Raw genomic sequence first — 25,718 nt, 5'->3', positions numbered from 1 at the left:
TTCAAAGCTTGTACCGCTAGCCGCAATGTAGTTGTCTTTTAAATGAGAATATCCATTTGCTCCACCTCACCCCGAATCCCAATCCCAGGCTCCCACGAATCAATCAGACGAATGGCTTTCTGATTCGATTCCATCGCTTTCTTATTTTCTCCTTTTCGGTACAACAGCTGTGCCATTCCGTAATAGTAATAGATCAACTCAACTTGATTGGCGTTGTGTTTGTCATAGAGCATTTGTTCAAAGGCTTTTTCCGCTTTTTCGAGCTGATCACACTTGACGTAAGCCATGCCCAGGTTGAAATAGGCTTCTATCGTTTTTTCGCCGCCGTATGCGGCGCTGGTTGTGTTCGCCGCTTCGTATAATGTGATGGCTTCTTCGTAGTGAGAGCGGGCGAAACTCAGGTCGCCGCGGACCAGAAGAACCCTGTGCCGGATAATGGGGGAGACGGGCTGATCTTTGATGCCATCCAGCATTGCTGCCGCTTTGTCCGGTTCTCCGGTTTTTAACAGCAGCCTCGATTGCAGGGCGGTTCCCCATACTTTCAAGTCGTCGTGATCCGGCCCACCTGATTGTTCGAGTATCTTCAGGCCTGCTTCTATTTGCCTGAGGGCTCCGTCTGAATCGTTGACTTCCATCAGCGCCCAGCCTGCCGTGTCGATCCTGAAGTAGGCTTCCCACATGTGTTCGCCTGATTGACGGGCGGCATCGGCGGCTTTTAATCCATATTCGATTCGCAGGGACAGATTGATTCTGCTTAGAAAATGGCTGATGCGGATGATGAGTTTGATCAGGATGTCATGTTGTCCGGTTTCACTCGACCATTCGATGACCTTTAGGATGTTCGGCCATTCTTTTTTCATTTGCTCTAAATTCCGTCCCAGCAGGTAGCTCCAATAGACGGAATTCGGCCGTTCCCGTTTTATATGGGTTTCCGCATAATCAATATAATAATGCGCCCAGCGGCTGCGGGCTTCTTTTGCAAATTCTTGATTTTCTGATAAGTGCTGTTCTCCGTAAGCGACAACGGTTTGATGGGCTGCGTATTGAATTCTTCCTTCGCTTCGTTCCGGCTGTATTAAAGCATATGACCGCATTTGCTCAATCGCGTAATGAAACCGCCGGACGTCTAATCCGGCCGCTTGAGCCAAGCTTTTCTCATCAGGGGGCTTAGCGAAAAAGCAAAGCGTCTGCCATAGTTTTCGTGTGTCTTCATGACATCTGTCCCATGTGCGGCCAAAGAGAACCTCAAACAATTCCAATAATGAGTAACCCGCTTGTTTAAGCTCTTGTATGAGCTGGGGAGCGGGGATGTCGTCGTCTGACATGTATGCAATGCTCAGTGCCATGGCCTTCGGGTTGCCGGCGGCTGCCGAGATGAATTCATTCTTAAGGTCAGGCGATAGCCGCAGCAGCAGCTCCAGCTTTTCCCGTTTTTGCGGGAGGTTGCATGTTTGCAGACAGCGGTGCACTTCTTGATGGAAAAATTCAAGGGCATCCGTTTGTTCAAGGCCGCTCAGCTGGATGGCCGCCAGTTCCCCGAGGCCGTCCCGGTATGTCTGTTTTACGTTTTCCCGTGCCGTAAGGAGGACTTTTACGCCTTGCGGAAGACCGATGATGAATTCGTGAATGTCACGTTCCGCTGTATCAATGCTGTCAACGATCAGCAATACCGGTTTTTCGTTTGAATGAGCGGCTAATGCATTGCGGACGACGAACCGTTTTTCGTTGATGGATTTGTCGATTTGTTCTGCGCGTCCGAGCTGATAGGCGATCGTGTTTAAAAAATCGCTGAAGCTCAATCCTTTCCAATCCGCGCTGATCCAGATGATGCTGTTGAATGCCGGCCAGTCTGGTGAACCGCCGGCACAAAGGTAGGCTGCTTCAAGAGCGATCGTTGTTTTCCCCATGCCGGCCCAGCCTGTGATTAAACAGACCGGTGACGGGGACAGCATCCATTGCCGGATCGCTTCCATATCAAAGCCGCGTCCGATAAAGTTCCCGGTCCGGCGCGACGGTAAGTTATGCGTGACGGACTTTCTTGTAAGCGTATTCGTTTCATGGCCGGGTCTGTCATGAAACAGCCGCTTCACTGCTTTTTCAACATCTTCATCAGTCGGCGCTCCGAATGATCCGTCTCTCCGGCGTATTTTTGCTTTTTTTAGACAAGACGCCGTCCAAACGGGCAATGCGGGTGTGATGACGGGAATGGTGGTGGTTTCCAGAAGGCCGGTCAGCCATTCAGGATCCATGTCAGTCTTTTCGATAATGATCCAGATCATGCCGAACAGCTTTCCGTCGTCAATTCGTCCGGGAATGTAGTTTGCGCCCATCTGTCCGATCCAGCTTTTGATCGTGTTAGAGGAAACGCCTAATCGGAGTGCGATTTGATCTATATAAGACTTTCCTGCTTTTACGTTCTTTGTCCTTTTGATTTTGTAATCAGGATGAAGTTTCAGCGATTTGACGGCAGGTGCCAGCAGTTCTGCAAATTGTGTCCGGTTTTCTAGTTCAGCCATTAGCCTGCACCTCCTATTAGTACTATTTTATCAATTCAGTGTTTTTTGTATATGAAAAAATAAAAAGTACAGTGCAGCTGTCCTTTTATACAGCAGGAAAGGCTGTTGAACGTATGGAAAAGCAGATAAAATAGGGGCAGTAATAGAGAAAACAAAAATGTATGCACTTACATTTCAAAGCAGAGAAAGGATTTTGCCAAATGACTCACACAGTGCCTCAAAACATGAAAGCGGCGGTTATGCACAGCACGAGAGAAATCAAAATCGAAACATTGCCCGTGCCTGACATCAATCATGATGAAGTGTTGATTAAGGTGATGGCTGTCGGAATTTGCGGATCTGATCTGCATTACTATACAAATGGCAGAATAGGCAATTATGTAGTGGAAAAACCATTTATCCTCGGTCATGAATGCGCGGGAGAAATTGCCGCCGTCGGATCGGCTGTCGGTCAATTCAAGGTGGGAGACCGTGTCGCCGTCGAACCCGGTGTCACATGCGGACGCTGTGAGGCGTGCAAAGAAGGGCGTTATAATCTTTGCCCGGATGTACAGTTTTTGGCGACACCGCCGGTTGACGGCGCGTTTGTCCAATATATCAAAATGCGTCAGGACTTTGTTTTTTCGATTCCGGATTCACTTTCCTATGAAGATGCGGCTTTGATCGAACCGTTTTCTGTCGGCATTCATGCGGCCGCGAGAACGAAGCTTCAGCCCGGTTCAACGGTTGCGATCATGGGCATGGGTCCTGTGGGGCTGATGGCCGTTGCGGCAGCGAAAGCATACGGGGCAGGCACAATTATTGTGACCGACTTGGAGCCGCTGCGGTTAGATGCCGCGAAAAAAATGGGCGCGACGCATGTCATCAATGTCCGGGAACAGGATGCCGGTGAAGAAATCAAAACGATCACGAATGGCAGAGGCGTTGATGCTGCCTGGGAAACAGCGGGGAATCCGGCGGCATTGCAATCCGCACTGGCTTCCGTGCGCCGGGGCGGAAAACTGGCGATTGTCGGTTTGCCTTCTCAGAACGAGATTCCGCTCAATGTGCCGTTTATTGCAGATAACGAGATTGATATATACGGAATCTTCCGTTATGCGAATACGTATCCGAAGGGAATTGAATTTCTCGCTTCCGGCATAGTGGACACGAAGCATCTTGTAACGGACCAATACCCGCTGGAGAAGACGCAAGAGGCGATGGAACGCGCCTTTCAATACAAAAATGAATGCTTAAAAGTGATGGTGTATCCAAATCGCTGAGTGAACGGGGAGGATCTTTGCATTCTCCCTCTTGCTTATCAAAAATGAAAACGGATTCTTGGGGTGGGAAATGATGATTGAAACAGAAAAAGCAGCGGCAGTAAAGACGAAACATCGCGGCCTGTCCTGGATGGAACGGATCGGCTACGGATTCGGCGATATGTCGTACAATATTATCTTTCAGTTTGTAAACGCATACTTATTATTCTACTATACAGATGTCGGCGGCATTAAGCCTGCGGTAATCGCAGCTTTGTTTCTTATCGTAAGGGTGCTGGACGCTATTTTTGACCCGATTATGGGGGTGATTCTAGACAAGACGAATACAAGGTGGGGAAAGGCAAGGCCGTATCTTTTATGGGTGGCGTTTCCTTTTGCGTTATTTACGTTCTTATGCTTTACGACTCCTCATTTCGGCGAGACGGGGAACATGGTTTATGCGTACATCACTTATATTCTGCTTGGGATGTCCTTCAGCATGCAGACGATTCCGGTCAACAGCTTAACGGGACGGATGACGAATTCCGTGGAGGAACGGACGGTTCTGACGACGACCCGGATGATTTTGGTTTATATCGGAATTCTGTTATCGATTTCCTGTGCGACACCGCTTGCGGACGCCATCGGCGGGAAAGATCAGGCGTTCGGATTCCAGATGACGGCGCTTATCTATGCGGCGGTGAGCATCGCATTGAATCTGTTCAGCTTCTTTACCGTGCGGGAACGGATTCAGCCTGAAAAAAGAAAAAAACAAGGAATGAAAAAGACGTTGTCTGTTTTGTTCCGAAACAAGCCTTTGCTCATTTTGGTTTCTTCATTTTTAGCTTTTGCGATCGGGTTTAACATTAAGCTCAGCACGATGGTGTACTATTTTACGTATAACGTCAACCATAAGGAATTTGTGTTTTTAGGAACCGTGTTGTTTTTCGGCGCCGCGCTGATCAGCAATCTGTTTATTCCTTTCTTTTCTGAGAAGCGGGGCCGGAAGCAGGTCATGATCATCACGGCGGCGTTATCGCTGATTTCTTATGCGGGCCTTCAGTTTACATCGTATTCCTCGATTCCCCTTATTTTCTTTTGGCTTTTCGTTTCGGGATTTTTTACGACGCCTTTAAATACGCTTGCTTGGGGAATGGTTGCCGATTGTGTCGATTATGCGGAATGGAATACCGGAGTCCGGGCTGATGGCGTGGTGATTTCGAGCATGAGTTTCATCAATAAGCTCGGAGTTGCGTTAGCCGGGTCATTTTCGGCCGTTTATCTCGGAATCGCCGGATATGCCGCGAATACCGATCAGACCGCCTCGTCATTGAATGCGATTAAAAATATGAATGCGCTCATTCCGGGATTGTTCATTCTGCTGTCTATTATTCTTATTTCTTTTTATCCTTTAACTGAAAAAAAATATCAGCAGATGATGTCTGATCTGGAGCAAAGGGCTGCAAGATGAGTATACGTAAAATTTAAAATATTCTATGTAAACGGTTGTATTTATGACTGAAAGCACTATACTGAAACTATAATCGAGAATTGATAAATGAGTGTGATAATGTGGGAAGCCAATCTGTTATTTGTATTGGAGAATTGTTAATTGATTTCTTTTGTACCGATGTGGATGTTGATTTGACGGAAGGACGCAATTTCTTAAAAAGTGCCGGCGGCGCACCGGCGAATGTGTCGGCAGCCATTGCTAAGCTGGGCGGAGACGCGGCTTTCAGCGGAAAAACAGGCAAAGATCCGTTCGGGTATTTTCTGAAGCAGACATTGGACGCCGTACACGTCGATACGTCTATGCTCGTCATGGATGAGAAAGCGCCTACCACGCTTGCGTTTGTTTCATTAAAACAAAACGGGGAGCGCGACTTTGTGTTTAACAGAGGAGCGGACGCTTTGTTTACGCTGGATGATATTGATCTGGAAAAGGTAAACGATGCGAAAATCCTTCATTTCGGATCAGCGACGGCATTGTTATCTGATCCGTTTTGCTCAGCCTATTTACGGCTGATGTCAATTGCGAAAGACAATGGACAGTTTATCTCCTTCGATCCTAACTACCGTGAGGATTTATGGAAAGGAAGAGTTTCAGAGTTTATAAACACCGCAAAAAAAGCCATCGCCGTAAGTGATTTTGTGAAAGTCAGTGACGAAGAGCTTGAGATCATCAGCGGTGCGAAGGATCATAAAGAAGGCGTTGCGGTTCTTCATGAGCTCGGGGCCGGTATTGTGGCGGTGACACTCGGGAAAAGCGGCACCCTTCTTTCAAATGGGAAGGATATTGACGTCATTCCGAGCATTCCGGTGACATCAATAGACTCAACGGGAGCGGGAGATGCGTTTGTCGGCGCGGCGCTGTATCAGCTGGCGCGCACGGCTGAGATTCAGACGGCAGCCGAAGATTTTGCGAAGCTGCGTGATATTGTCTCATTTGCCAATAAGGTGGGGGCGCTCGTGTGCACCAAAATCGGTGCGATTGATGCTTTGCCGAGCTTAAAAGAGGTTGAAGTATCACTGTAAAGTATGGAGGATGTTTCTTGAAAGTCATCGGACTTCGGGAAGCATCCTCTTTATTTAGGTCTGAAACCCTTTTCGATATACGGTATACTTTAGAAAGGCATCCAGTAAATTGAACCGCTGTGAAGTACATGCAATAATGTTTTTATCCGTTCTGAGTAAAACCAAGTTTCTGCTGCTGCCGTCATGTACAGTGTGACGGCCTGTGATATTGAACCGCGGAGGAATTTTTTTTATGAAACATGTTTTTCTTATTGTGCAATGCGCGTTTTCTGTTTTTTGTTTTCTTTGTCTCGCCGCTGTCAATTGGTATCAGGGGAGTGAGCTTGTTTCTGATTCGTTTGATTGGAATGATACGGCTAAATTCTCAAAGCTTTTGAATGGGACGGATACGATTACAAGTCCGGAACAGATTTCGCAGCTGGATTTCTTTGTGTATGCTGCGAAGCATTATCCGTTAGTGAGCGGGTTGATGATCGGGGTGTTTGTTTATTTTTTGTTCTCACTGTATCTGCTCGTGAAGAATTTCCGCCGGCACAAATGGGCTGAATGAGACTATTTTCATATAAAATACATAAATTCATGAGAAAATGAAACTTTTTTTAAAAAAAACAGTATATATAACTATGAACTTGTTACTATTTAATTTTGGGAGGAAAATGAAAAATGAGTATTTTAGGAAGATTTAAAGACATCATGTCAAGCAATATCAATGCGCTGCTGGATAAAGCTGAAAACCCTGAAAAAATGGTTGATCAATATTTGCGGAATCTGAACAGTGATTTAGGAAAAGTGAAAGCGGAGACGGCTTCTGTCATGGCTGAGGAACAGCGGGCGAAAAGAGCGTTAACGGAATGCCAGGCTGATGCCGAAAAGATGGAAAGTTATGCGATGAAAGCGTTGCAGGCCGGCAATGAAGCCGATGCGCGGACATTTTTGGAAAGGAAAGCGGCTGTTGAATCAAGACTGACTGAGTTGCAGACGGCTTATCAGCTCGCTTCTTCCAACGCGTCTCAAATGCGCAAAATGCATGACAAGCTTGTCGCTGATATCGGAGAGCTTGAGTCGCGCCGAAATGCCATCAAAGCGAAGTGGTCTGTGGCAAAAACGCAGGAGAGAATGAACAAATTGGGGTCCTCTGTGTCAAATGCGGGCCAATCGCTGACAGCTTTCGGCAGAATGGAAGACAAGGTCAACCGGGCACTTGATCATGCCAATGCGATGGCTGAGCTGAACGCGTCTCCGAAAGACGATATTGACGAGCTGACAGCTAAATATGACAGCAATCAAAGCAGTGTCGACGATGAGTTGGCGGCGCTTAAGCAGAAAATGCTTTTCAGTAAAGATCAATAGACAGCGGGCTGCAGTTTTGTCCGATATAAAGAGAAAGTGAGAGAAACAGAATGATCATTTCTTATAAATGCCCGAACTGCGGCGATGATATGGTCTTTGACAGTTCATCCGGCACGCTGACATGTCACAGCTGCGGGCGGCAGGATCAGATTGAAAGCCTGCCAAAAGAGTATATAACGACGAGATTTTCCGAAAATGAGGCGAACGAGTACCGCTGTGAGAACTGCGGCGCAGTATTAATGACTGAGGCGGAAACGACGGCCACGACGTGCGGGTTTTGCGGAGGAGCCGCCGTTCTCGCCGACCGATTATCGGGAAATCTCGCGCCTTCGATGGTGATTCCTTTTACGATCAGTAAAGAAGAAGCCATGAGCGCTTTTAAAAAGTGGTGCCGAAACGGCCGTCTGACACCGAAAGGATTTATGACTGCCGATCGGGTGAAGAGCATAACCGGCATGTACGTGCCGTTTTGGATGTTTGACTTAAACAGCAAGGTTCAGGTCAATGCCGTTTGTACGAGAGTGCATCACTATGATGATGGAGAATACCGGGTGACGGAGACCGAGTATTACAACGCGTACCGCGATATCAATCTTGATTATCTCAAAATTCCGGTCGACGCTTCAGAAAAAATGAATGATGAATTAATGGACAAATTGGAGCCTTACTCATACAGTGAGCTGAAGGAATTTAATACGGCCTATTTAGCGGGATATATAGCGGAAAAGTACAATTATACCGATGACGATCTCTTTCCGCGGGCGAAGGATAAAATCAGCCATTATATTGATTCTTATATCAGATCCACCTTCTCCGGATATACGACGGCTGACATTACGGATGAGCAGATTCAGACCGATAAAATCAGCAGCTTTTACGTACTGCTTCCGGTCTGGATGGTCAGCTACGACTATGAGCGGGCTGAGCACATTTTTGCGATGAACGGGCAGACGGGCAAGGTTGTCGGCAAACCGCCGATCAGTGCCGGAAAAGTGGCCGCGTGGTTCGGCGGCATAACCGCCGGTGCGTTTTTAGCATTAAGACTCGTCTCACTTATGATAGGAGGCGGTTTTTAATGAAAGTATCGATGAAAAAAGCGTGTCTCTTCTGCTTTGTCCTTTTTCTGATGCTGTCTTTTTCTTTACATACATCGGCGTCTGCCGCGGAACAGAAGCAATATGTTTATGACAATGCTCATTTATTAACGAAGGATGAAACGAAGAAACTTGAGGAATTGGCCGGGAAGCTGGGAGAAAAGCGCCATACCGATTTTATCATTCTTACCGCAAACGGAACGGGCGGTAAGGAGATCGAACAGTATGCCGGTGATTTTTATGACAGTCATTTTAGCGGAAGCACGGCGATATTGACTATTGATATGAAGGATCGGGAAGTATTTCTCTCCGGATATAAAAAGGCGGAGACGTATTTGAACAGCAGCCGGCTGAATACGATCAGAAATACGATCTCGTCAGATATTTCCGCAGGCCATTATGAAAAGGCGTTTCAGACCTACATCAAGATGGCTTATAAAGATATGGGGAAAAGTCCGGACGACAAGTCTGACAATCTGCTGCTCACATGGTGGTTTCAGCTGATTATCGCTGCAGCCGCGGCCGGAATCGCCGTCACCGTGATGGTGTACAATTCCGGCGGCAAGGTCACCGTCACCGGCAGCACGTATATGGATCACGATACGTCTGAAGTGCTGAGCCAGCACGACACATATATCCGAACCGACATTACAAGAGAAAAAAAGCCTGATAAAGATAATGACAATGACGGCGGAGTCACGAGGGGCGGCACGAGTTACAGCGGAAGCAAGGGAAGTTTTTAAATTATATGTAAAGGATTTGAGCATACATGGGTTTTTTCAGAAATCAGTTAGCAAATGTGGTGGAATGGGAAGAATTCAGAGACGACATGGTTTTCTATAAATGGAACAACCGTGAAATTAAAAAAGGCAGCCGTCTGATCATCCGGCCGGGACAGGATGCCATCTTTTTATACAACGGGAAGATTGAAGGGATTTTCCGTGATGACGGCGATTATGATATCGAATCAGAAATCATTCCGTTTCTATCGACACTAAAAGGGTTTAAGTTTGGCTTTAACAGCGGCATGCGGGCGGAAGTGCTGTTTGTGAATACGAAGGAGTTCACCGTGAAGTGGGGCACAAAAAACGCCATCAACATTCCGGCGGCAGGTATGCCGGGCGGTATGCCGATCCGCGCAAACGGCACATTTAACTTCAAGGTCATTGACTACATCGGATTGATTGATAAGATTGCGGGTGTCAAAGACAGCTATTTAGTAGAGGACATTAAAATCCGGATTACGTCTATTCTCGATCAGCTTTTGATGAAATGGATCACCAGAGAAGGAAAAGACATGTTCAATCTGCAGTCGAATTCATTTGAAATCGGAAAAGGGATTCAAGAAGATCTTGATATGCAGCTGATCGGAGACGGCATGTCGATTACGGGATTCAATATTATGAGCTTTAACTATCCGCAGGAAGTTCAGGATATGATTACGAAAAACGCTTCTTACGGCATGGTGGGGGATGTGAACCGCTATCAGCAGATTTCCATGACGGACGGAATGTCATCCGGCAAAATGAGCGGAAGCGGCGCCGCTTCAGACATGGCGGGCATGATGATGGGAATGAATGTGGCAAATCAAATGATGAACCAAATGAATCAAAATCAGCAGAACCAGCCGCAGCAGGATCAAAGTCAGCAGAATCAGGGGACGGCGCCGGCAAACAGCTCGGAAGGAGCGGCTAAGCCGAAATTCTGTCCGAACTGCGGAACGAAAACGGAAGGCGCGAATTTTTGCCCGAATTGCGGACAGAAGCTTGCCTGACGATATACGAAAAAGAGGCCTTTTTTGGGCCTCTTTTTTTGTCATGATTTCATTGTTTGAACGATGAGGGATGTCAGCGCTTTTGATCCCTCAGGTATGAGATGGACGCCGTCCGGTGTGAAGTATTCAGGGTGCTGCAATGCTTTTGCGTGCCAATCGACAAGCGTCACATTTTTGCGTGACTCGGCCTGCCGGCGCAATGATTCGTTTACTTTGCTTTCCCACTGCCGCGGTACACGCGTGTTGACAAGATAGATATCGGCTTTTGAAAAGGAGCTGATCAGTGATTCAATTTGGCTGTTTGTGAAATAGCCATTCGTCCCTAACTCGATGATGACCGCTTTGTTCGGCTGATTAAATGACGCATATTCCGAAGTGAGCTGGAGTGCTTGAGAGACTTGTCTTCCTACCTTTCCGTCGATGGTGACATGAGGGAGGGACTGCCGCAGGTATGACGCAATGTCCAGCATCACCGAGTCACCGATGGCCAGCACGTCTTGCTGAGGCTGTGTTTGTTTTGGATCAGCCGTTTTTTGAGATGACCGTTCCTTTTTCTCGTCGTTTTTCTTCGTATCTGATTTGTCTGCTGGTTCTTTCTTGTTTTTGTCTGACGCGGTATCCGTTTTTTCGCCGCCGTGTTTTTTCTTGCTGTCTTCTTCTTTTGCAGGCTGATCGTGATCGGCCGTTTTGTGCGAAGAGGCGGCGGTTTCTTGCTGATCATTCTGCGCGTACGTCCATTGCGGCTGTTTTTTCTCTTCGGCTATCCCTGACAGCCCGCCCGCAAATACGAGAATGGCGGCAAGAATGAGGCCGAGCGACATTCTGCTGATGACAGAGGACGTCTTCCATTCTTGAAAGCGGTTCAGAAACACGCGGCGTAAAAATGGCCGGAATCCCGCAGTGCGGATCGGCTGTTCAATGAAATGGTAAGATAGCTCGGCAAGAATGAAAGTGGCGCCGATTCTGACGGCGCAGTGCCAATAAACCGGATTTCCGATTTCCTGCACGGGTGTGCTCAGTACGAAAACCGGGTAATGCCAAAGGTAGATTCCGTATGATCTCGTTCCGATCCAGCGAAGCGGCTTCCATGAAAGGACATGTCCCAAAAAGCTGCTCGGATGGCATAAACATGCGACAAGAACCGCTGCGGTGATGCTGATCAAAAGCATGCCGCCCTTGTACAGGAAGGGTTCATATTCATCCGTGTAAAAGACGCAAAGCAGCAGCGCGGCAAAAGCGGCAAGCTCCGTCCCGTGAAGCAGGTGTTTCATGCTGCTCGGCAGCCGTTTGGAAGATAATCGTTTCATCGGCCACACTAAAGCTAAAGCGCAGCCGATCAGCAATTCAAATGACCGGGTATCCGTCCCGTAATAAACGCGGCTCGGATCTCCGCCGGGCACATACATCATACTCATTACGACTGCCGAACATAACGCGAGGAACATGACCGCGGCCGCAAGCCGGGCCCGTGTTTTACATATGTACATTCCCGCAAGCAGCAGGAAGGGCCATATGATATAAAACTGTTCTTCAATCGCCAGCGACCAAAGGTTTTTTAATGGCGAAGGGGAGCCGAAGCTGTCGAAATAAGAAAGTTGATGAAAGATAAACCACCAATTGCTTATGTAAAAAAGTGAGGAGACCGCATCTCCGCGTACGGTATGCAGGAGCTCGCTGTTAAACAATACGACCCAAATGACCGTCGTGATAATCATGAGATAAGCCGCCGGCAGAAGCCGTCTGATCCGGCGCACCCAAAAATCACGCAAATCAAGGGTGATGTCATTGCCCTGGGCAGGCAATATAATAGATGTAATTAAATACCCCGATAAAACAAAAAAGATATCAACACCAATGAAACCGCCGTCGGCCCAGTTAAAATTCAGATGATATGCGATAACTGCGAGGACGGCAAAGGCGCGAAGTCCATCCAGTCCGGGAATATAGCGGTGATGCAGTGACTTGTCTGACATGGTATTCCTCCAATAATGTGTGCGGAAATTCTCGCTGTTTTGCGGATAGCTATAGCTGATTTCTGTACAGTCTTCCATTTGTTCCGTTAATTAGACGCATTCGGAAGGGGATTTTGTTTCAGAAAAAATGAATGAAATGCTGTGATTTTCTTAAACTTTTCAGCCCCCGTCCGGCGTCTGTTATATGAAAAGGGTCCCTTATGCATCTTGGCTGTTGCGGGACGAAAGAAAAAATCCATGATCTGCGGATATCATGGATTTTTTTCTTTCTTTATCTGATGTAGCGGTCTCCGACAAGCAGCTTGGAGATGACCGAGGTCGGTATTGTAAACTCTGTAACGCCCATATATCCGGGTGCCGCTTCGTATTCATCAAATGAAATAACAAGTTTGTGCTTATCTGTAATATAAAAATTCTGGTCGGCGCGGATGGCTTTAAAAGGCTCCGTCATATCATCTTCTTCGACCCAGTATATTTTATTCGGATCTTCTTTCATCTGTTTTTTCATTTGTTCTTTAATATTTTCGCTGATGACTTTGATATAACGGTCATCTTTAAATAAACTCTTTAACGTAAGCACGGCCTCATTCTTTTTATCAATCGTGATGTAACGGCTTTGCGTATAAGATGAAGCTTGCGTTTTTTCGATATCACGGCGGATTGAGATCAGATCCGCTGTGTCAGTAACGGTTTCATAATCGCTGTAAATACTGAGGTGGCCTTTTTTGCTTTTTGAGGTCGCCTTCATAAATTCCTGATACAGCTCTTTGCTTTCTTTCATATAATGCCGGTTGATGCTGTCTTCGAGTTTATGATCGGAAAGTCCGGACAGAGCGGGCGTTTTCACATCAATGCTTGATTGGTTCTTTTCTTCCTTCACCTCCGTGAATGTGATGGCTTGGACGACTTTGCCGATGACGGGGATTTTAGACATGGCTTGTGCGGCATCCGGGTTGATATTGACAACGGCGGTAAATAAGACGGCCGCAGCTACTGCCGCGGATGTCGGCCACATCACGATTCGTTTTTTCTTCGGTTTTTGCTGAAGGGCTTTTTCGACAATGCTGTCCAGTTCCTTAGGAATGGGCACACTTTTATACTCTTCTCTTAATTGTTCTAATCTCTTTTCCATTAAGAAAGATCCTCCTTCGTCAGCTGAATGCGCATGAGCTTCAGCCCCCTGTAAAGGCGTGTTTTGACGGTGTTGATGTTTTCCCCCGTGATGTCCGCGATTTCTTCTAATTTCAGGTCTTCAAAGAAACGCAGAATGATAATGGTTTTATATTGATGCGGCAGGTCATCAAGCGCTTCGTGAAGGTCTGTGTCTTTGTAGTGATCTTCCTTTCCTCGGCTTAAAAACTCGATCGTTTCATCATCCATCACTTTCAGTTTTTTCTGTTTGCGGAGAAAATCAATGGCCGTGCGCACTAAAATTTTATAAAACCAGCTTTTGATCACATCGGGGTTTTTGACGGATTCGACCGATGTCAGCGCTTTTTGAATTGATTCCTGAACAATATCTAACGCGTCATCCTTGTTCTTTACGTAACTGTACGCAAGCCGGTAAAAGTCTTCCTTGCGCTCAGTTATGCACGTCACAAGCGACGCTTTGGCTGTTTCGTTCTTCATTGCTTCAAAGGGCTCCTTTTTAAAAAATACGTATCATAGGCTGCTGCCTAAGGATAGACGGGACAGGGTGAAAAATAGTTTGCGCAGAGGGGATCATTTTTAAAAGGAAAAGGAAGGAAAGACGATGAGATGAAAAAAAGAGCCGGAACGGCTCTTTTTCGGATGTGTCTGATATTCAGCTGAACGGTTTAGTTCGGTTTGACTAAGATTTTTACTTGGTTTTTCTCTTTGATTAAAGCGCCGAAGCCTTCTTCAATCAGATCGTCGAGCACGATTTTTTTCGTGACGAGCTTATCTGCTGAGAAGTAGCCCTCTTTCATCAGTGCAAGAACGGAAGGGAAGATGTCACGGTATCCGATAATGCCTTTTACGGTCCGTTCTTTGATGACGATATCGTTCGGATGAATTTCCGCTCCTTTTTCCCAGATGCTGACGATAACCGTTTCACCGGCAATGTTTGTTGACTGGATCGCCTGGCGGAGAACGACAGGAACGCCTGTTACTTCATAAGAAACATCAACGCCGCCGTTTGTGCGTTTAGCGATTTCTTCAACGACATCGTCCGTTTTTGACGGATCAATGATGATAGCGCCGAGTTCTTTCGCTTTTTCCTGACGTTCCGGTGAAAGTTCAACCGCGTAAATATCTGTGGCGCCGGCCGCTTTCAGGGCTTCAATCACAAGCAGCCCGATCGGTCCGCAGCCAAAAACTGCCGCCTTGTCGCCCGCTTTTAATTTGCTTTGGCGGACGGCGTAAAGCGCTACCGCTGACGGCTCAACAAGCGCGCCCTGTTCGTAAGAAAGCTCTTCAGGAAGCTTAAACAGCAATTCTTCGTCAACGGATACATATTCAGAAAATCCGCCGCCGCCTCCGGCTAAGCCTAAGAATCCCATTTGTTCATCAAGGTTATAGGCTCCCTGATGTCCGTGTGTGGCAAAAATCGGTTCCACGACGACACGGTCGCCGACGCTGTAATTTTTGACGCCTTCGCCCACTTCCACGACTTCTCCTGAGAATTCGTGACCCATCGTGACGGGCGCCATTTCGTTTGTTAACGGATGAGGTTCGCCGACCGGAATAAAGATCGGGCCTCCCAAATATTCATGAAGGTCGCTTCCGCAAATCCCGCACCATTTGACTTTAATTTTGACTTTACCCGGTTCTGCTTTAGGTTCATCAATGTTTTCGATTCGAATGTCTTTTTGATTGTGCCATCTTGCCGCTTTCATTGATTATCACTCCTAGTCTGATTGAAACGAGTATAGGTACATGATCAATATGAACCACGGTTAAAAGGAATAAAGTGCTTCCTAAAGCCTGATTTCTCAAAATATATCATATTATGCAACTATCAATAGGCCTTATAAAAAGTCCATATTGAATGCAGAAATACTCTATGAATATTATAACGCTAATGAATTAAATTTTGTAGTATAATTTACCATGGAATTATATAGAACAGGTAATTGTGCCGTCGTTATGTGCATGTCTCATCACGTTGTAATGAACATGTAAAGTGATTGAAATATTATAATCGTCTTCTTGGTGTATAATTTTGCCTAGAATAAAGAATCAGGAGGACGAAAGCTTGAAGAAGTTATTCTTAGCCTTATTGATTTTAGCAGGAAGCACGCTGGGAGCGATCAGTTTCTCTTCTGATGCAAGTGCTAAAAAAGTGAACGGAAATATTACATGGTATAATGGAGTCGGTAAAAAAGGATCTTCCGGTAAAAAACTGGGACACTGGGATTGCGCGACAAAATTAGGATTTGACGTTCCGAGAAACGGAACGAAAATCAGAGCTTATGCGAAAGCAAAACCGAAAAAGGTTATCACAGTATACAAAAATGATGTAGGCCGTCTGCCGAATGCCGTATTGGATGTCAGCCCGAAAGCGTTCAAAGCGCTCGGATATCCGTTAAGCAAAGGAAGAGTATCCGGACACTACAGCTATTAAAATAGACCATCTTAAAAAGCAAGGACTCTGATTCTTGCTTTTTCTGATTGACGGAGAGATTGATAATGAAGAAGAAACGATGGATCTGGATGTTGCTGGCCGCCGTTTTGGCGGCGGCGGTCATCGCGTCCGTTTTACTGATTAAAGGAAAAAGCGACGGCGGCGGAAAAGCCGTTGTCTCCGGCGGCCATGACAAGCTGCTAGTTTCCATTACAGACAAAGATCTGATGACGAAATATTACGAGGACGGCCGCGTGCTGTACGAGGAAAAGCTTTCGGCATATCCGGCGTTTGCACTCGATGACGCCCATCAGGTGCTCTATTTTGTCGGGAATAATGACCAAAATGAGATGCGTCTTTATAAGCTTGATCTGAAGTCGAAAAAGAAGACGGTGCTTTATAAAGGAACGGCAAGCGCTGACAGTCTGTTTTTATCAAAGGATCTGACGCACATTTATTTCCGTCTCGGAAAAGCGGATGAAGATATTTTCCGTCTCGCATCTTTTGATTTGAAAACGAAACGTTATGAAAATCTGTATCCTGCCGCCGATGAGAAAGACGACAGTGTAAGCAGCTTCTTTTATAACCGCAGCCAAAACGATTTTGCGCTTCTGCATTATTCCGTCAAAGAGGATTATCAAAAAACGGATGAGGCAAATGAGAAGGGGATTGACCCTGAACCGACGAATATCCGGTTTGCAGCAGGAGCGGGCGAACACCTTCAGGACCTGACAAACCTTGAACAGTTTATCAGCGGCGTGGCGGTGTCACCGGACGGAAAGAACCTTGTCTTTACATCTTATACACAAAAAGGGACGGAACAAAAAGCGTCCATCCGTCTGATGAATGTCAAAACGAAAAAAGATGAAACGATTATCTCAAACGGGAAGGATTTCGCTCCGCTGATTGATGCCCAGCCTCAGTTTTCTAAAGACGGCAGCATCATTTATTTCATGGCGGAAGCAAAAGGCGCTAAGCGTCTGAAGGATGAAACGGGGCGGAATGCGAAGGTCCGGACCATTTATGCTTATCATTTGGATACGAAAAAATGCGAGAAAGTCTGGGAAAATGATAACGGCATTATCAACAGTTTTTCCGTCATCCAATCATGAAAAAAACACTCAGCGCCCGCTGGGTGTTTTTTAATGAACAAAGCTGGCTGCGGCTGAGGCGAGCCATTTGAAAAAACGGAGAATCGGAACGGCAAAATGAAGCGTTTCGATGAATGACTGTGCGGCAAGGTTTATTTTCCGCCGTTTTGCCATTTCCTTCAGATCTTTCTGCTGCCGATCGTTTTTCATGTTCATTGCTCCTTTGCATCGTAAAAGGACATGATAACGCAAAGGCCTCTCATGAGACATGGAGGCCTTCTCTATGTTGAGACTCGTAAAAGGGAGGTCTAACTTGATGCCGTTTGATTATTGTTTTGGAGATTTACCAACGAACGGACGCCGTCGATCATTTTACTGCCGCAAAGGGGGCAAGTCGGGGTATCACTGCCGGCAAAATTCTTTCTGCTCCAGCCGATACAGTCCTCTTTTGTGCATTCCCACGTACTGACATCTTCTTTAGGCAGCGGTTCCTGATTACGTTTGTTGTAGTAAGACATAAAGTCACTTCTTCCCTTATGAATTTTCGTGCACTCCTTCATTGTCTCATACTTTTCCCTAATCTCCTAATTCCTTTTTCTATCCAGATTTCCAATGAGGGTGCATCGTCTTCCTGTTATTACAGTATATGCAAATAAGCGCCTTCTTATTTTTTATTTTTGGATAAATAAAAAAAGCCCCTTCTGGAGAAAAGGGGGGATGTTTGTTTACTGCTTATCCGTGACGTCCATAGGTCTCATCATGTCGTAATCTTCGTGCTCTAAAATATGACAGTGCCATACGTAGCGTCCGCTGTAAGGAGCGAAAGTCGCCGCGATTCTGAGGACTTCCCCCGAGTGCGCCTGCACGGTGTCTTTCCAGCCTTTTTCACTTGGAGGAGGCGGGACGGCGGGGCCTGTATACACAATGTCGCCGAATTTGTTATAACGCTCTAAGTCAAAAGGACGCCGGTCAAGGATTTGGAAGGAAACAAGGTGCAGGTGTATCGGATGGGTTCCCCCCATCGGATTGATAATCGACCAGATTTCCGTTGTGCCGAGCTTCGGCGCTTCTGTCACAGGATCATGCCATCGCTTGTTATTCAGCGTCAAAACGGGCCGGCCGTATTTGTCTTGCGTATTTGTGAGTTTAAGCGTCCTGATATTGTGTATTCTTTTTGATGTCACATTAGGCATTGTTGAAAGATATTTAGGCTTCCGGCTTGTGTCTTCTCCCTTCAGCGGTTTTGTGACGCGGAATTGCATCACATTGGCGTCTGTATCCGGATCGACGTCGCCCCCGCAGCCGGTGCCGTTCGTTAAAATGATATGTTCCCCGTCAAAGGCGGAGAAATCGATGAGCACATCATACCGCTCGGCCGGGGCTAAGCTGATAGATTGTGTTTTGACAGAGCGGGGAAGCAGTCCGCCGTCAGAACCGATTTGGATAAACTTCCCGCCGTTATTGAGCGAGAGAGAAAATGTTCTCGTATTGGAAGCATTAAGGATGCGGAAACGATATGTCCGCGGTTCAACTTCCATATACGGCCACGCTTTACCATTGACGAGAATGGTATTTCCGCAAAAAAACGGGACGATGGAAGGGTCGGGCAGCGTTTCGGAAGGGTTAGCAGGTCCGCTCGGATAAGACAAGGAACCGTCGTCATTTAACGTGCGGTCCAAAATCATAAGCGGTACGTCGTACTCTCCGGAGGGAAGCTTCAGCTGCTTTTCTTTTCGCTCGCGGATGATATACATCCCGGCAAGCCCGGCGTACACATTGAGCCTCGTAATCGCCATGGCGTGATCGTGATACCATAACAGAGCCCCGCGCTGTTTGTTTGGATAATGGTATACCTCTTTCTCAAAATAAGGACCCGTTTCCTTAAAATCCTTTGTGAACCAGGCTTCCGGGTAGCCGTCGCTGTCCGGCGGCGTTGCTCCTCCGTGTAAATGGACGACGGTTTTGACATCGGGTTCCTGATGGCCGCTTTCTGAATGGTGAATGGTATGATCCACGGGCAGAAAATGCTTATCCGGCAGGTCATTCATCCATTTAATATAGACGTTTTCATCTTTGTTCACGTCGATCGTCGGGCCGGGAAACAAACCGTTATACCCCCAAAGCCGGGTCGGCGGGAGATCGCGGTGCAGCTTGTGAAAGCATTCCTTCATGGTGACTTCATAATACGTGCTGCCGTCTGATTTCTTCTGCGGCTGGAGTGTTTCGATAATCGGCAGTTCATCTGCAAATTTTTCTAGTGCCATTTTTCATCCTGTCCTTATCATTTATTGAAATCCTGTACTACAGTTAATGCTGCCTGGAACAGGTTGGTTAAAAAAACACCCGCCCTTTTTTGAGGGGGGTGTCTGCGGTTATTGCGCAACCCGGCTTTCGGAAGCGCTCTCTTTCGGTTTTTGTTTTTTGCGGAATACATATGAGGCAAGTACCAGCAGAGTAATAAATCCTGTCAGCAGAAATTCAGACCGCATTGAACTGATAAACAGCATAGATAACAAGATGGCGCAAATGGCGATGATCGTCAGGTAGGTTAAGTACGGATAAAACCACATTTTGATTTTAAGAGATTCAGGGTTTGTCCGTTCGATTTTCTTTCTCATTCTCAGATGTGAGACGGCGATGACGAGATAGACGAGCAGTGCGATCGCCCCTGATGAATTGACCAGGAACAAAAATACGGAGTCGGGAGAAAAGTAGTTCATAACAACGGCAATGTAGGAGAAAAAGGTGCCGGCGATAATGGCTTGAACCGGTACGCCTCTTTTACTCAGTTTCATAAAACGCCGCGGCGCTTCATTTCGCTCTGCCAGTGAATACAGCATCCGTGACGTCGTATAAAGCCCGGAGTTCAGGCAGGACAGAACGGCTGTCAGGACGATGAAATTCATGATTTGAGCGGCTGCGGGAACCCCGATATGGCTCAAAACGGCAACGAAGGGGCTTTCCAAAATATTGGCTGAATCCCACGGCAGCAGTGTGACCACAACCGCAATGGAGCCGACGTAAAAAATAATGATCCGCCAAACGACTGAGCGGGTCGCCTTTGTGACGGATTCGACCGGATTTGACGTTTCTCCCGCTGCGATTGCGACGATTTCAGATCCCATGAAAGAAAAAATGACAACGACGATGCCGAGCAGAACGGAACTTGGACCTTTAGGGAAAAATCCGCCGCTGCCCGCCAGATTTTCCAGCCCGACCGGCTTGCTGCCGGGAACGATTCCGAAAATGAACGCAAATCCTGCGATTAAGAAGACAACGATCGTCGCTACCTTTACTAAGGAAAGCCAGTATTCAAATTCGCCGAACGATTTAACTGAATAAATATTCGTCAGTGTTAACAGCACGGTCAGAAGCAGACTCGTCAGCCATAACGGAATGCCCGGGAACCAGTACTGTATGATTCCGGCGCCTGCAATGGCTTCAATGGCAATGACGATGACCCAGAAAAACCAATACAGCCATCCGATCGTAAAACCGGCCCAAGGACCGATGGCGTCATGCGCGTACTGTGAAAACGAACCGCTTGTCGGGTTGACGGAGGACATTTCCCCCAGCATTCTCATAATAAAAATCACTAATAATCCTGCTAAAGCGTAGGAGACAATCGCTCCGGGTCCGGTGGAATGAATGACGGATCCGCTTCCGACAAATAATCCGGCGCCGATCACGCCGGCAATTGAAATCATGGTCATATGCCGGGTTTTTAATCCCTTAGATAAAGAGTTAGGCTGATTCATTCTTTGCCTCCTTTTGGTTTGTTTATGCTGAATATTCCGACAAGTATTATTCTATCATAAATGCTATAGACAGTTGAAAATGATGTAAGAAAATATGACATTTTTTTCTCATCCGTACAGCAGAAGGTGCCGGGATGAAAGAGGAACATGCCTTTGACCATTCACACGTTCATATGGAGCCTCTCCAGCTGAAATAAAGCTTCCTTTCTAAAGAGAGAGCTTTTTTCCTTTTTCGGACTGGAAACAATTCGCTGGAAACGTTTTTTTATACTGTTTATATTTTGTGGTAAAGTTAGGTTACGATAATTGAAATTTGAGAGATGACTAGGAGGAGAAGAATGGCTTATAAAGAAGAGCTGCATCCGCTGCTGGAGAAAGCCGTTGAGCATATTGAAAACATCATCATAGGAAAACGGGATATCGCCATACTCAGTCTGGCCGCCATTCTCGCAAAAGGGCATGTGCTGCTGGAAGACGTGCCGGGAGTCGGAAAAACGATGATGGTCCGGGCTTTGGCCAAGCTGATCGGAGCTGACTTTAAGAGGATTCAGTTCACGCCGGATCTTCTGCCGTCAGATGTGACGGGTGTCTCTATTTATAATACGAAAACAATGGAATTTGAATACCGCCCGGGACCGATCATGGGGAATATCGTGCTGGCTGATGAAATTAACAGAACCTCTCCGAAAACGCAGTCTTCCCTGCTTGAGGCGATGGAGGAAGGGAATGTCACGATTGACGGAAAGACAATGCGGCTGGCTGAGCCGTTTTTCGTCATGGCCACACAAAACCCGGTTGAATATGAAGGAACGTATCCGCTTCCCGAAGCCCAGCTTGACCGGTTTTTATTTAAGCTGCGCATGGGCTACCCGACTGCCGAGGAGGAGCTTCGGGTTCTGTCTTTGCAGGAAGGGCGCAATCCGCTTGAAACAATCGAGCCCGTCATTTCTAAAGAACAGTTTATCAGCCTTCAGCAAAAACTGGAGCAGGTGCGGGTGGATGATGGAATTAAAGCGTATATCGTCGGCATCACTCAGCATACCCGCCGGCATCCGTCCGTACATCTGGGCGTCAGCCCGCGCGGTTCAATTTCATTAATGAAAGCCGCGCAGGCGTACGCGCTGCTTCATGACCGCGATTACGTCATTCCTGATGACGTCCAGTATTTGGCTCCGTATACGCTGCCGCACAGAATGATCTTGACCGCCGAGGCGAAATTTAACGATGTGACGGCGGAAGCGGTTATAGAAGACATCATGCAAACGGAAAAAGTTCCCGTTCAAAGGATGTCGGTCCGCTAATGAGAAAGAAGATGCATTGGCTTCTATATGGCTGGAAGCTGCTTATGTTGGCCGTACTGACGGCGGCTGTCTTTTCTTATGCCATGTTTCAGGGCGGATTTGTGAGCTGGTTTTTATTTTATGCGTTTTTGCCGTTTACCGTTTACGCCGGGCTGATCGCTGTGTACCCGCTGCGGGCGTTTCAGGTGACGCGTGACGTGTCCTCCGCCCAGTTAACCTCAGGCGACAGGCTGTCTGTCACCATCAGGCTGACGAGGCGCCTGCCGTTTCCGCTGACATATATGGTCATTGAAGATGTGATGCCGGAAACGCTTGGTGAGAGGCGCAGTGCGAAACAGCTTGTGTTTCCGTGGTTTCAAAGGAAGCTGATGTTACAATATGAGCTGCCGCAGGTGCCGCGCGGAGAGCATCATTTACATACGATCAGAGTGCGGACGGGAGATGTTCTCGGGCTTTTGGACAAGACGGCGTCGTTTTCCGTAACGGATACGGTTCTGGTTTTCCCGGCGTACGGGCCTGTTCACTATAAGCCGCAGGCTGCATCAGGAGAAGAGGGTGCGGGTGCCGGCGCTCCGTTTCAGGTACACCGCACAGCAATGGCCGCGAGCGTCAGAAATTATCAGCCGGGCGACCGGTTTTCCGCACTTGACTGGAAAACATCGGCGCGGCGAAATGAGCTGATGACGAAGGAATTTGACCCGCTGCAGAGTATGAATATGATTCTCCTTTTGGACTGCAGGCCGTCCCCTTCGTTTGAAGCCGCGGTGTCAGCTTCGGCATCCCTGCTTTACACGGCGCTTGTGAAGGGCTCTCCCGCAGGATTTATTTCATTGGGGAGCGACCGGACTGTATTTCCCGTCCGGGAGGGAGACCGGCATTTCAGAAAGATGCTGCGTTACCTGGCATCAGCTTCAGAATCGGAAGAAGCCGATGCAGGCGGGCGTTTAGGGAAAGAACTGGGTGAAGCTTCCATTGCCGTCGTGACGGGCAGTCTTACAGAAGACCTTCTCAAACAGGCTGAGCCCGGCCGTGCTGACATGACGGTGTTTTTGGCGAAAGAAACGAATGCCGCGCTTTCGGAGAAAGAACGGAAACTCGCTCTCATCTTCGCTCAGAAAAATATTAAGGTGCAAATGATCAGGGACAAACGGGTGTCCCATGTTGTTTAGAAAGAGAGGTGGCGCGCCATGCCGCATGACGAGAACCAGGGAAGCAGGCTGAGTCTGCTGCTGTTTTATTTTCTCGCTTTTTTATTGTTATGGGAATGGCTCAGGCCGCTGCACAATTTTACGGATACAAAACATACCGGTTTTTTCATCGTTTTTATCGGTTTGGCATTTCTGCTGTCATTCTTCCGGATGAGGTGGTACGTCACCGTGCCGTCCTGCATTCTGTTTACGTTGATCAGTATTCACATCCTGTTTTATAAAGGTTCTATTTTTCAGCCGGAATGGCTCGTTTCTTTTTTGCGGGACGTGATGCAAAATGCCCGCCACATCGGGACCGGAAGATGGAATGATATGAATCCGTCATTCCGCACGTTGCTGTTTTTTGTGCTTTTATGGCTGCTCGTGTATTTGCTGCATTACTGGGTGATCTATCAGCGGAAAATCTTATTCTTTTTTATCATGACGGTGGCGTATATCACCGTGCTTGATACGTTTACTCCTTATGATGCCGCATACGCCGTCATCCGGATCGTCTTTATCGGCTTTTTAATGATGGGGCTTTTGTATATGGAGCGCATCCGGCTTACGGAACATATAGCATTTAAAAAAAGATTGATACTCAAATGGTTTCTGCCGCTGATGCTGTTTATCTGCGCTTCCGTCGTGTTCGGTCTGGCGGCTCCGAAATCAGACCCGAACTGGCCGGATCCCGTGCCGTTTCTAAAAAAAATAACAAACCACAAAGAAGTGCCCGCCGCCGAAAGCAAAATCGGCTACGGCAATCATGATGAAACATTGGGCGGCCCTTTTCAGGAGGATGATACGCCGGTTTTTACATGGAAGGGAAAAGAACGGGCGTACTTCCGGGTGGAAACGAAGGATACATACACGGGGAAAGGCTGGGTGGAGACCGATCAAGGCATGTCCTATAAACTGAACGGCGGCAACGTGGAAGATATATGGTTTGACCGGAGTGTGCAGACGAGACGGTATACGGCACAGGTGTCCATTGATGAGAATTATCTCTATAATCACGTCATGTATCCGATCGGCGTCTCCAATATTAAACCGAAGCACTCGATTCAGCTTGAAATGAACGGAAACACCGAGCAAATTACGCCGGTCAGTGAACAAGTGGGCAACATCCGCAATATGGGACGGTACACGGTGACTTTTCAGGCGCCCGTCTTTAAGCTGAATGATCTCAGAAAAGTGAAAGTGAAACGATACCGTGAGCAGAATCAATTCAATGACCGGTATTTACAAGTCCCCGACAGCCTTCCGAAAAGAGTGAGACAGCTTGCGGACAGACTGACGCGGAATCATCATAATATGTTCGATAAAGCGAAGGCGATCGAGGATTATCTCGGATCTTCCGCATTTTCGTATAATACACAGGATGTCGCGGTTCCGGAGCACAATCAGGATTATGTCGATCAATTTCTGTTTGAAACGAAAAGAGGATATTGTGATAACTTTTCATCGGCAATGGCCGTGCTGCTCCGCTCTGCGGGAATTCCCGCCCGTTGGGTGAAGGGCTATACATCCGGCGAATATAAAGGGGCAGGCGACCATAACGGCCACATTTATGAAGTCACAAACAACAACGCCCATTCGTGGGTAGAAGTGTATTTTCCCGATCAGGGCTGGGTGACGTTTGAGCCGACAAAAGGCTTCACCAATCCGACGGAGTTTACGTCAGAGCAAAATCATACCGCAGCAAAAGACAGCGGAGGCTCAGCGGGGAATTCGGATTCACCGTCTGACAAGCAGCGTCAGGAAACAAAGCCGGAAAAAGAAGAAACGCCGAAAAAGCGGGATCACAGCGCGGCACCGCAGCCTGTGATCCGCAACAAAACCGCGGCACACCTGTGGCCGTATGCAGCCATCGTCATCGTGATTTCAGCCGCGGCGGCACTCGCCTGGCTGCTCCGGGCGCGCTGGATTCCGCACGTTACAGCAGCCAGATTGAAGCGGCGAACGGATGAAGACGTCTTTTTCGACGCATATGCCGCGCTGCTCCGCCAGCTGAAACGAAAAGGATTCAGCAGGGGAGACGGAGAAACACTCCGCGATTTTGCCGCGAGGATTGACGAGGCGCACCATACAAACGACATGTCCGAGCTGACGCTGCGCTATGAGCGGGCCTTATACCGCAGGGATAATGCCGCGGAGCTTTGGAATGAATCGGGACAGTTGTGGGAAAATATAATTAAAACAAGATAGTCTTGACCGCATATCGTCCTGTTGTTAGAATAAATGAATGTTAAATGGGAGCCCGGGAGCGTTAAAAAGCCGGGCTTCCGGACAAGTCTTGCGCGACAGAGGGC

At 47.4% G+C, this 25,718-nt stretch carries 22 protein-coding genes; 13 read left to right on the top strand and 9 right to left on the bottom strand.

Annotated features, from left to right (window positions below; genetic code table 11):
• Positions 1-38: 38 nt before the first annotated feature.
• On the bottom strand, positions 39-2,516 hold the full coding sequence (locus G9F48_RS16345) for a tetratricopeptide repeat protein (protein ID WP_165409801.1): 2,478 nt from the start codon (positions 2,514-2,516) through the stop codon (positions 39-41).
• A 200-nt stretch (positions 2,517-2,716) separates the two neighbouring features.
• Between G9F48_RS16345 and gutB the strand changes: the two genes are divergently transcribed.
• The 8 genes from gutB to G9F48_RS16305 all read left to right on the top strand — a co-directional run bounded on the left by gutB (position 2,717) and on the right by G9F48_RS16305 (position 10,510).
• The gene (gene gutB / locus G9F48_RS16340; protein ID WP_156736023.1) at positions 2,717-3,778 is read left to right on the top strand and encodes a sorbitol dehydrogenase; all 1,062 of its coding nucleotides are present in this window, start codon (positions 2,717-2,719) and stop codon (positions 3,776-3,778) included.
• Between the two features lie 73 nt (positions 3,779-3,851).
• Positions 3,852-5,228 carry an MFS transporter gene (locus G9F48_RS16335; protein WP_165409800.1) on the top strand — a complete coding sequence of 459 codons (1,377 nt, stop codon included), beginning with the start codon at positions 3,852-3,854 and terminating at the stop codon, positions 5,226-5,228.
• A 101-nt stretch (positions 5,229-5,329) separates the two neighbouring features.
• Positions 5,330-6,292 (top strand): carbohydrate kinase family protein, encoded by a 963-nt coding sequence (locus tag G9F48_RS16330; protein ID WP_060674424.1) that lies wholly within the window; start codon positions 5,330-5,332, stop codon positions 6,290-6,292.
• Between the two features lie 232 nt (positions 6,293-6,524).
• The gene (locus G9F48_RS16325) at positions 6,525-6,842 is read left to right on the top strand and encodes a YjdJ family protein (RefSeq protein WP_165409799.1); all 318 of its coding nucleotides are present in this window, start codon (positions 6,525-6,527) and stop codon (positions 6,840-6,842) included.
• A gap of 113 nt (positions 6,843-6,955) precedes the next feature.
• Positions 6,956-7,642 carry a PspA/IM30 family protein gene (locus G9F48_RS16320; protein ID WP_060963426.1) on the top strand — a complete coding sequence of 229 codons (687 nt, stop codon included), beginning with the start codon at positions 6,956-6,958 and terminating at the stop codon, positions 7,640-7,642.
• A gap of 50 nt (positions 7,643-7,692) precedes the next feature.
• Positions 7,693-8,718 carry a TFIIB-type zinc ribbon-containing protein gene (locus G9F48_RS16315; protein WP_156736026.1) on the top strand — a complete coding sequence of 342 codons (1,026 nt, stop codon included), beginning with the start codon at positions 7,693-7,695 and terminating at the stop codon, positions 8,716-8,718.
• Entirely contained in the window at positions 8,718-9,479 is a 762-nt protein-coding gene (locus G9F48_RS16310; RefSeq protein ID WP_039062723.1) for a TPM domain-containing protein, read from the top strand. The genes G9F48_RS16315 and G9F48_RS16310 overlap by 1 nt, the downstream gene beginning before the upstream one ends.
• A gap of 26 nt (positions 9,480-9,505) precedes the next feature.
• On the top strand, positions 9,506-10,510 hold the full coding sequence (locus G9F48_RS16305; protein ID WP_101562782.1) for an SPFH domain-containing protein: 1,005 nt from the start codon (positions 9,506-9,508) through the stop codon (positions 10,508-10,510).
• A 41-nt stretch (positions 10,511-10,551) separates the two neighbouring features.
• Here the strand turns inward: G9F48_RS16305 and G9F48_RS16300 are convergent, their stop codons facing one another.
• From G9F48_RS16300 to G9F48_RS16285, 4 genes are all read right to left on the bottom strand, one after another.
• Positions 10,552-12,483, bottom strand: coding sequence for an acyltransferase family protein (locus tag G9F48_RS16300; RefSeq protein ID WP_165409798.1), 1,932 nt, complete (start codon positions 12,481-12,483; stop codon positions 10,552-10,554).
• Between the two features lie 271 nt (positions 12,484-12,754).
• Positions 12,755-13,615 (bottom strand): anti-sigma-V factor RsiV, encoded by an 861-nt coding sequence (rsiV, locus tag G9F48_RS16295; protein ID WP_165409797.1) that lies wholly within the window; start codon positions 13,613-13,615, stop codon positions 12,755-12,757.
• Positions 13,615-14,112: an RNA polymerase sigma factor gene (locus tag G9F48_RS16290; protein WP_003155802.1), complete on the bottom strand. Its 498-nt coding sequence runs from the start codon at positions 14,110-14,112 to the stop codon at positions 13,615-13,617. Before G9F48_RS16290 ends, rsiV begins: the two co-directional genes overlap by 1 nt.
• A 188-nt stretch (positions 14,113-14,300) precedes the next feature.
• The gene (locus G9F48_RS16285; RefSeq protein WP_003155800.1) at positions 14,301-15,341 is read right to left on the bottom strand and encodes a 2,3-butanediol dehydrogenase; all 1,041 of its coding nucleotides are present in this window, start codon (positions 15,339-15,341) and stop codon (positions 14,301-14,303) included.
• Between the two features lie 359 nt (positions 15,342-15,700).
• Here G9F48_RS16285 and G9F48_RS16280 point away from each other — a divergent pair, with 359 nt between their 5' ends.
• Complete coding sequence (locus tag G9F48_RS16280; RefSeq protein WP_003155798.1) at positions 15,701-16,069, top strand: septal ring lytic transglycosylase RlpA family protein; 369 nt, start codon at positions 15,701-15,703, stop codon at positions 16,067-16,069.
• 65 nt (positions 16,070-16,134) lie between these two features.
• Entirely contained in the window at positions 16,135-17,181 is a 1,047-nt protein-coding gene (locus tag G9F48_RS16275; protein WP_165409796.1) for a TolB family protein, read from the top strand.
• A gap of 30 nt (positions 17,182-17,211) precedes the next feature.
• On the opposite strand, the gene G9F48_RS16270 is transcribed toward G9F48_RS16275, so the two are convergent.
• From G9F48_RS16270 to gabP, 4 genes are all read right to left on the bottom strand, one after another.
• Entirely contained in the window at positions 17,212-17,370 is a 159-nt protein-coding gene (locus G9F48_RS16270) for a hypothetical protein (protein ID WP_165409795.1), read from the bottom strand.
• 98 nt (positions 17,371-17,468) lie between these two features.
• Positions 17,469-17,678 carry a cold-shock protein gene (locus G9F48_RS16265; RefSeq protein WP_007408879.1) on the bottom strand — a complete coding sequence of 70 codons (210 nt, stop codon included), beginning with the start codon at positions 17,676-17,678 and terminating at the stop codon, positions 17,469-17,471.
• A gap of 207 nt (positions 17,679-17,885) precedes the next feature.
• Entirely contained in the window at positions 17,886-19,424 is a 1,539-nt protein-coding gene (gene cotA / locus G9F48_RS16260; protein WP_165409794.1) for an outer spore coat copper-dependent laccase CotA, read from the bottom strand.
• Between the two features lie 108 nt (positions 19,425-19,532).
• On the bottom strand, positions 19,533-20,918 hold the full coding sequence (gabP, locus tag G9F48_RS16255) for a GABA permease (protein ID WP_012116987.1): 1,386 nt from the start codon (positions 20,916-20,918) through the stop codon (positions 19,533-19,535).
• Positions 20,919-21,256: 338 nt separating this feature from the next.
• Between gabP and G9F48_RS16250 the strand changes: the two genes are divergently transcribed.
• From G9F48_RS16250 to G9F48_RS16240, 3 genes are read left to right on the top strand one after another with little or no spacing between them, the layout of a single operon-like run.
• Positions 21,257-22,219: an AAA family ATPase gene (locus tag G9F48_RS16250; protein WP_015416959.1), complete on the top strand. Its 963-nt coding sequence runs from the start codon at positions 21,257-21,259 to the stop codon at positions 22,217-22,219.
• On the top strand, positions 22,219-23,388 hold the full coding sequence (locus tag G9F48_RS16245) for a DUF58 domain-containing protein (RefSeq protein WP_165409793.1): 1,170 nt from the start codon (positions 22,219-22,221) through the stop codon (positions 23,386-23,388). The genes G9F48_RS16250 and G9F48_RS16245 overlap by 1 nt, the downstream gene beginning before the upstream one ends.
• An 18-nt stretch (positions 23,389-23,406) precedes the next feature.
• Positions 23,407-25,614 (top strand): DUF4129 domain-containing transglutaminase family protein, encoded by a 2,208-nt coding sequence (locus G9F48_RS16240; protein WP_165409792.1) that lies wholly within the window; start codon positions 23,407-23,409, stop codon positions 25,612-25,614.
• Positions 25,615-25,718: the final 104 nt, after the last annotated feature.

Origin of the sequence: Bacillus sp. EKM420B (genome assembly GCF_011065565.1) — a bacterium.
Lineage (GTDB): Bacteria > Bacillota > Bacilli > Bacillales > Bacillaceae > Bacillus > Bacillus velezensis.
Note: the sequence above shows the minus strand (reverse complement) of the source record. Positions and strands in the feature narration are given on the sequence as shown.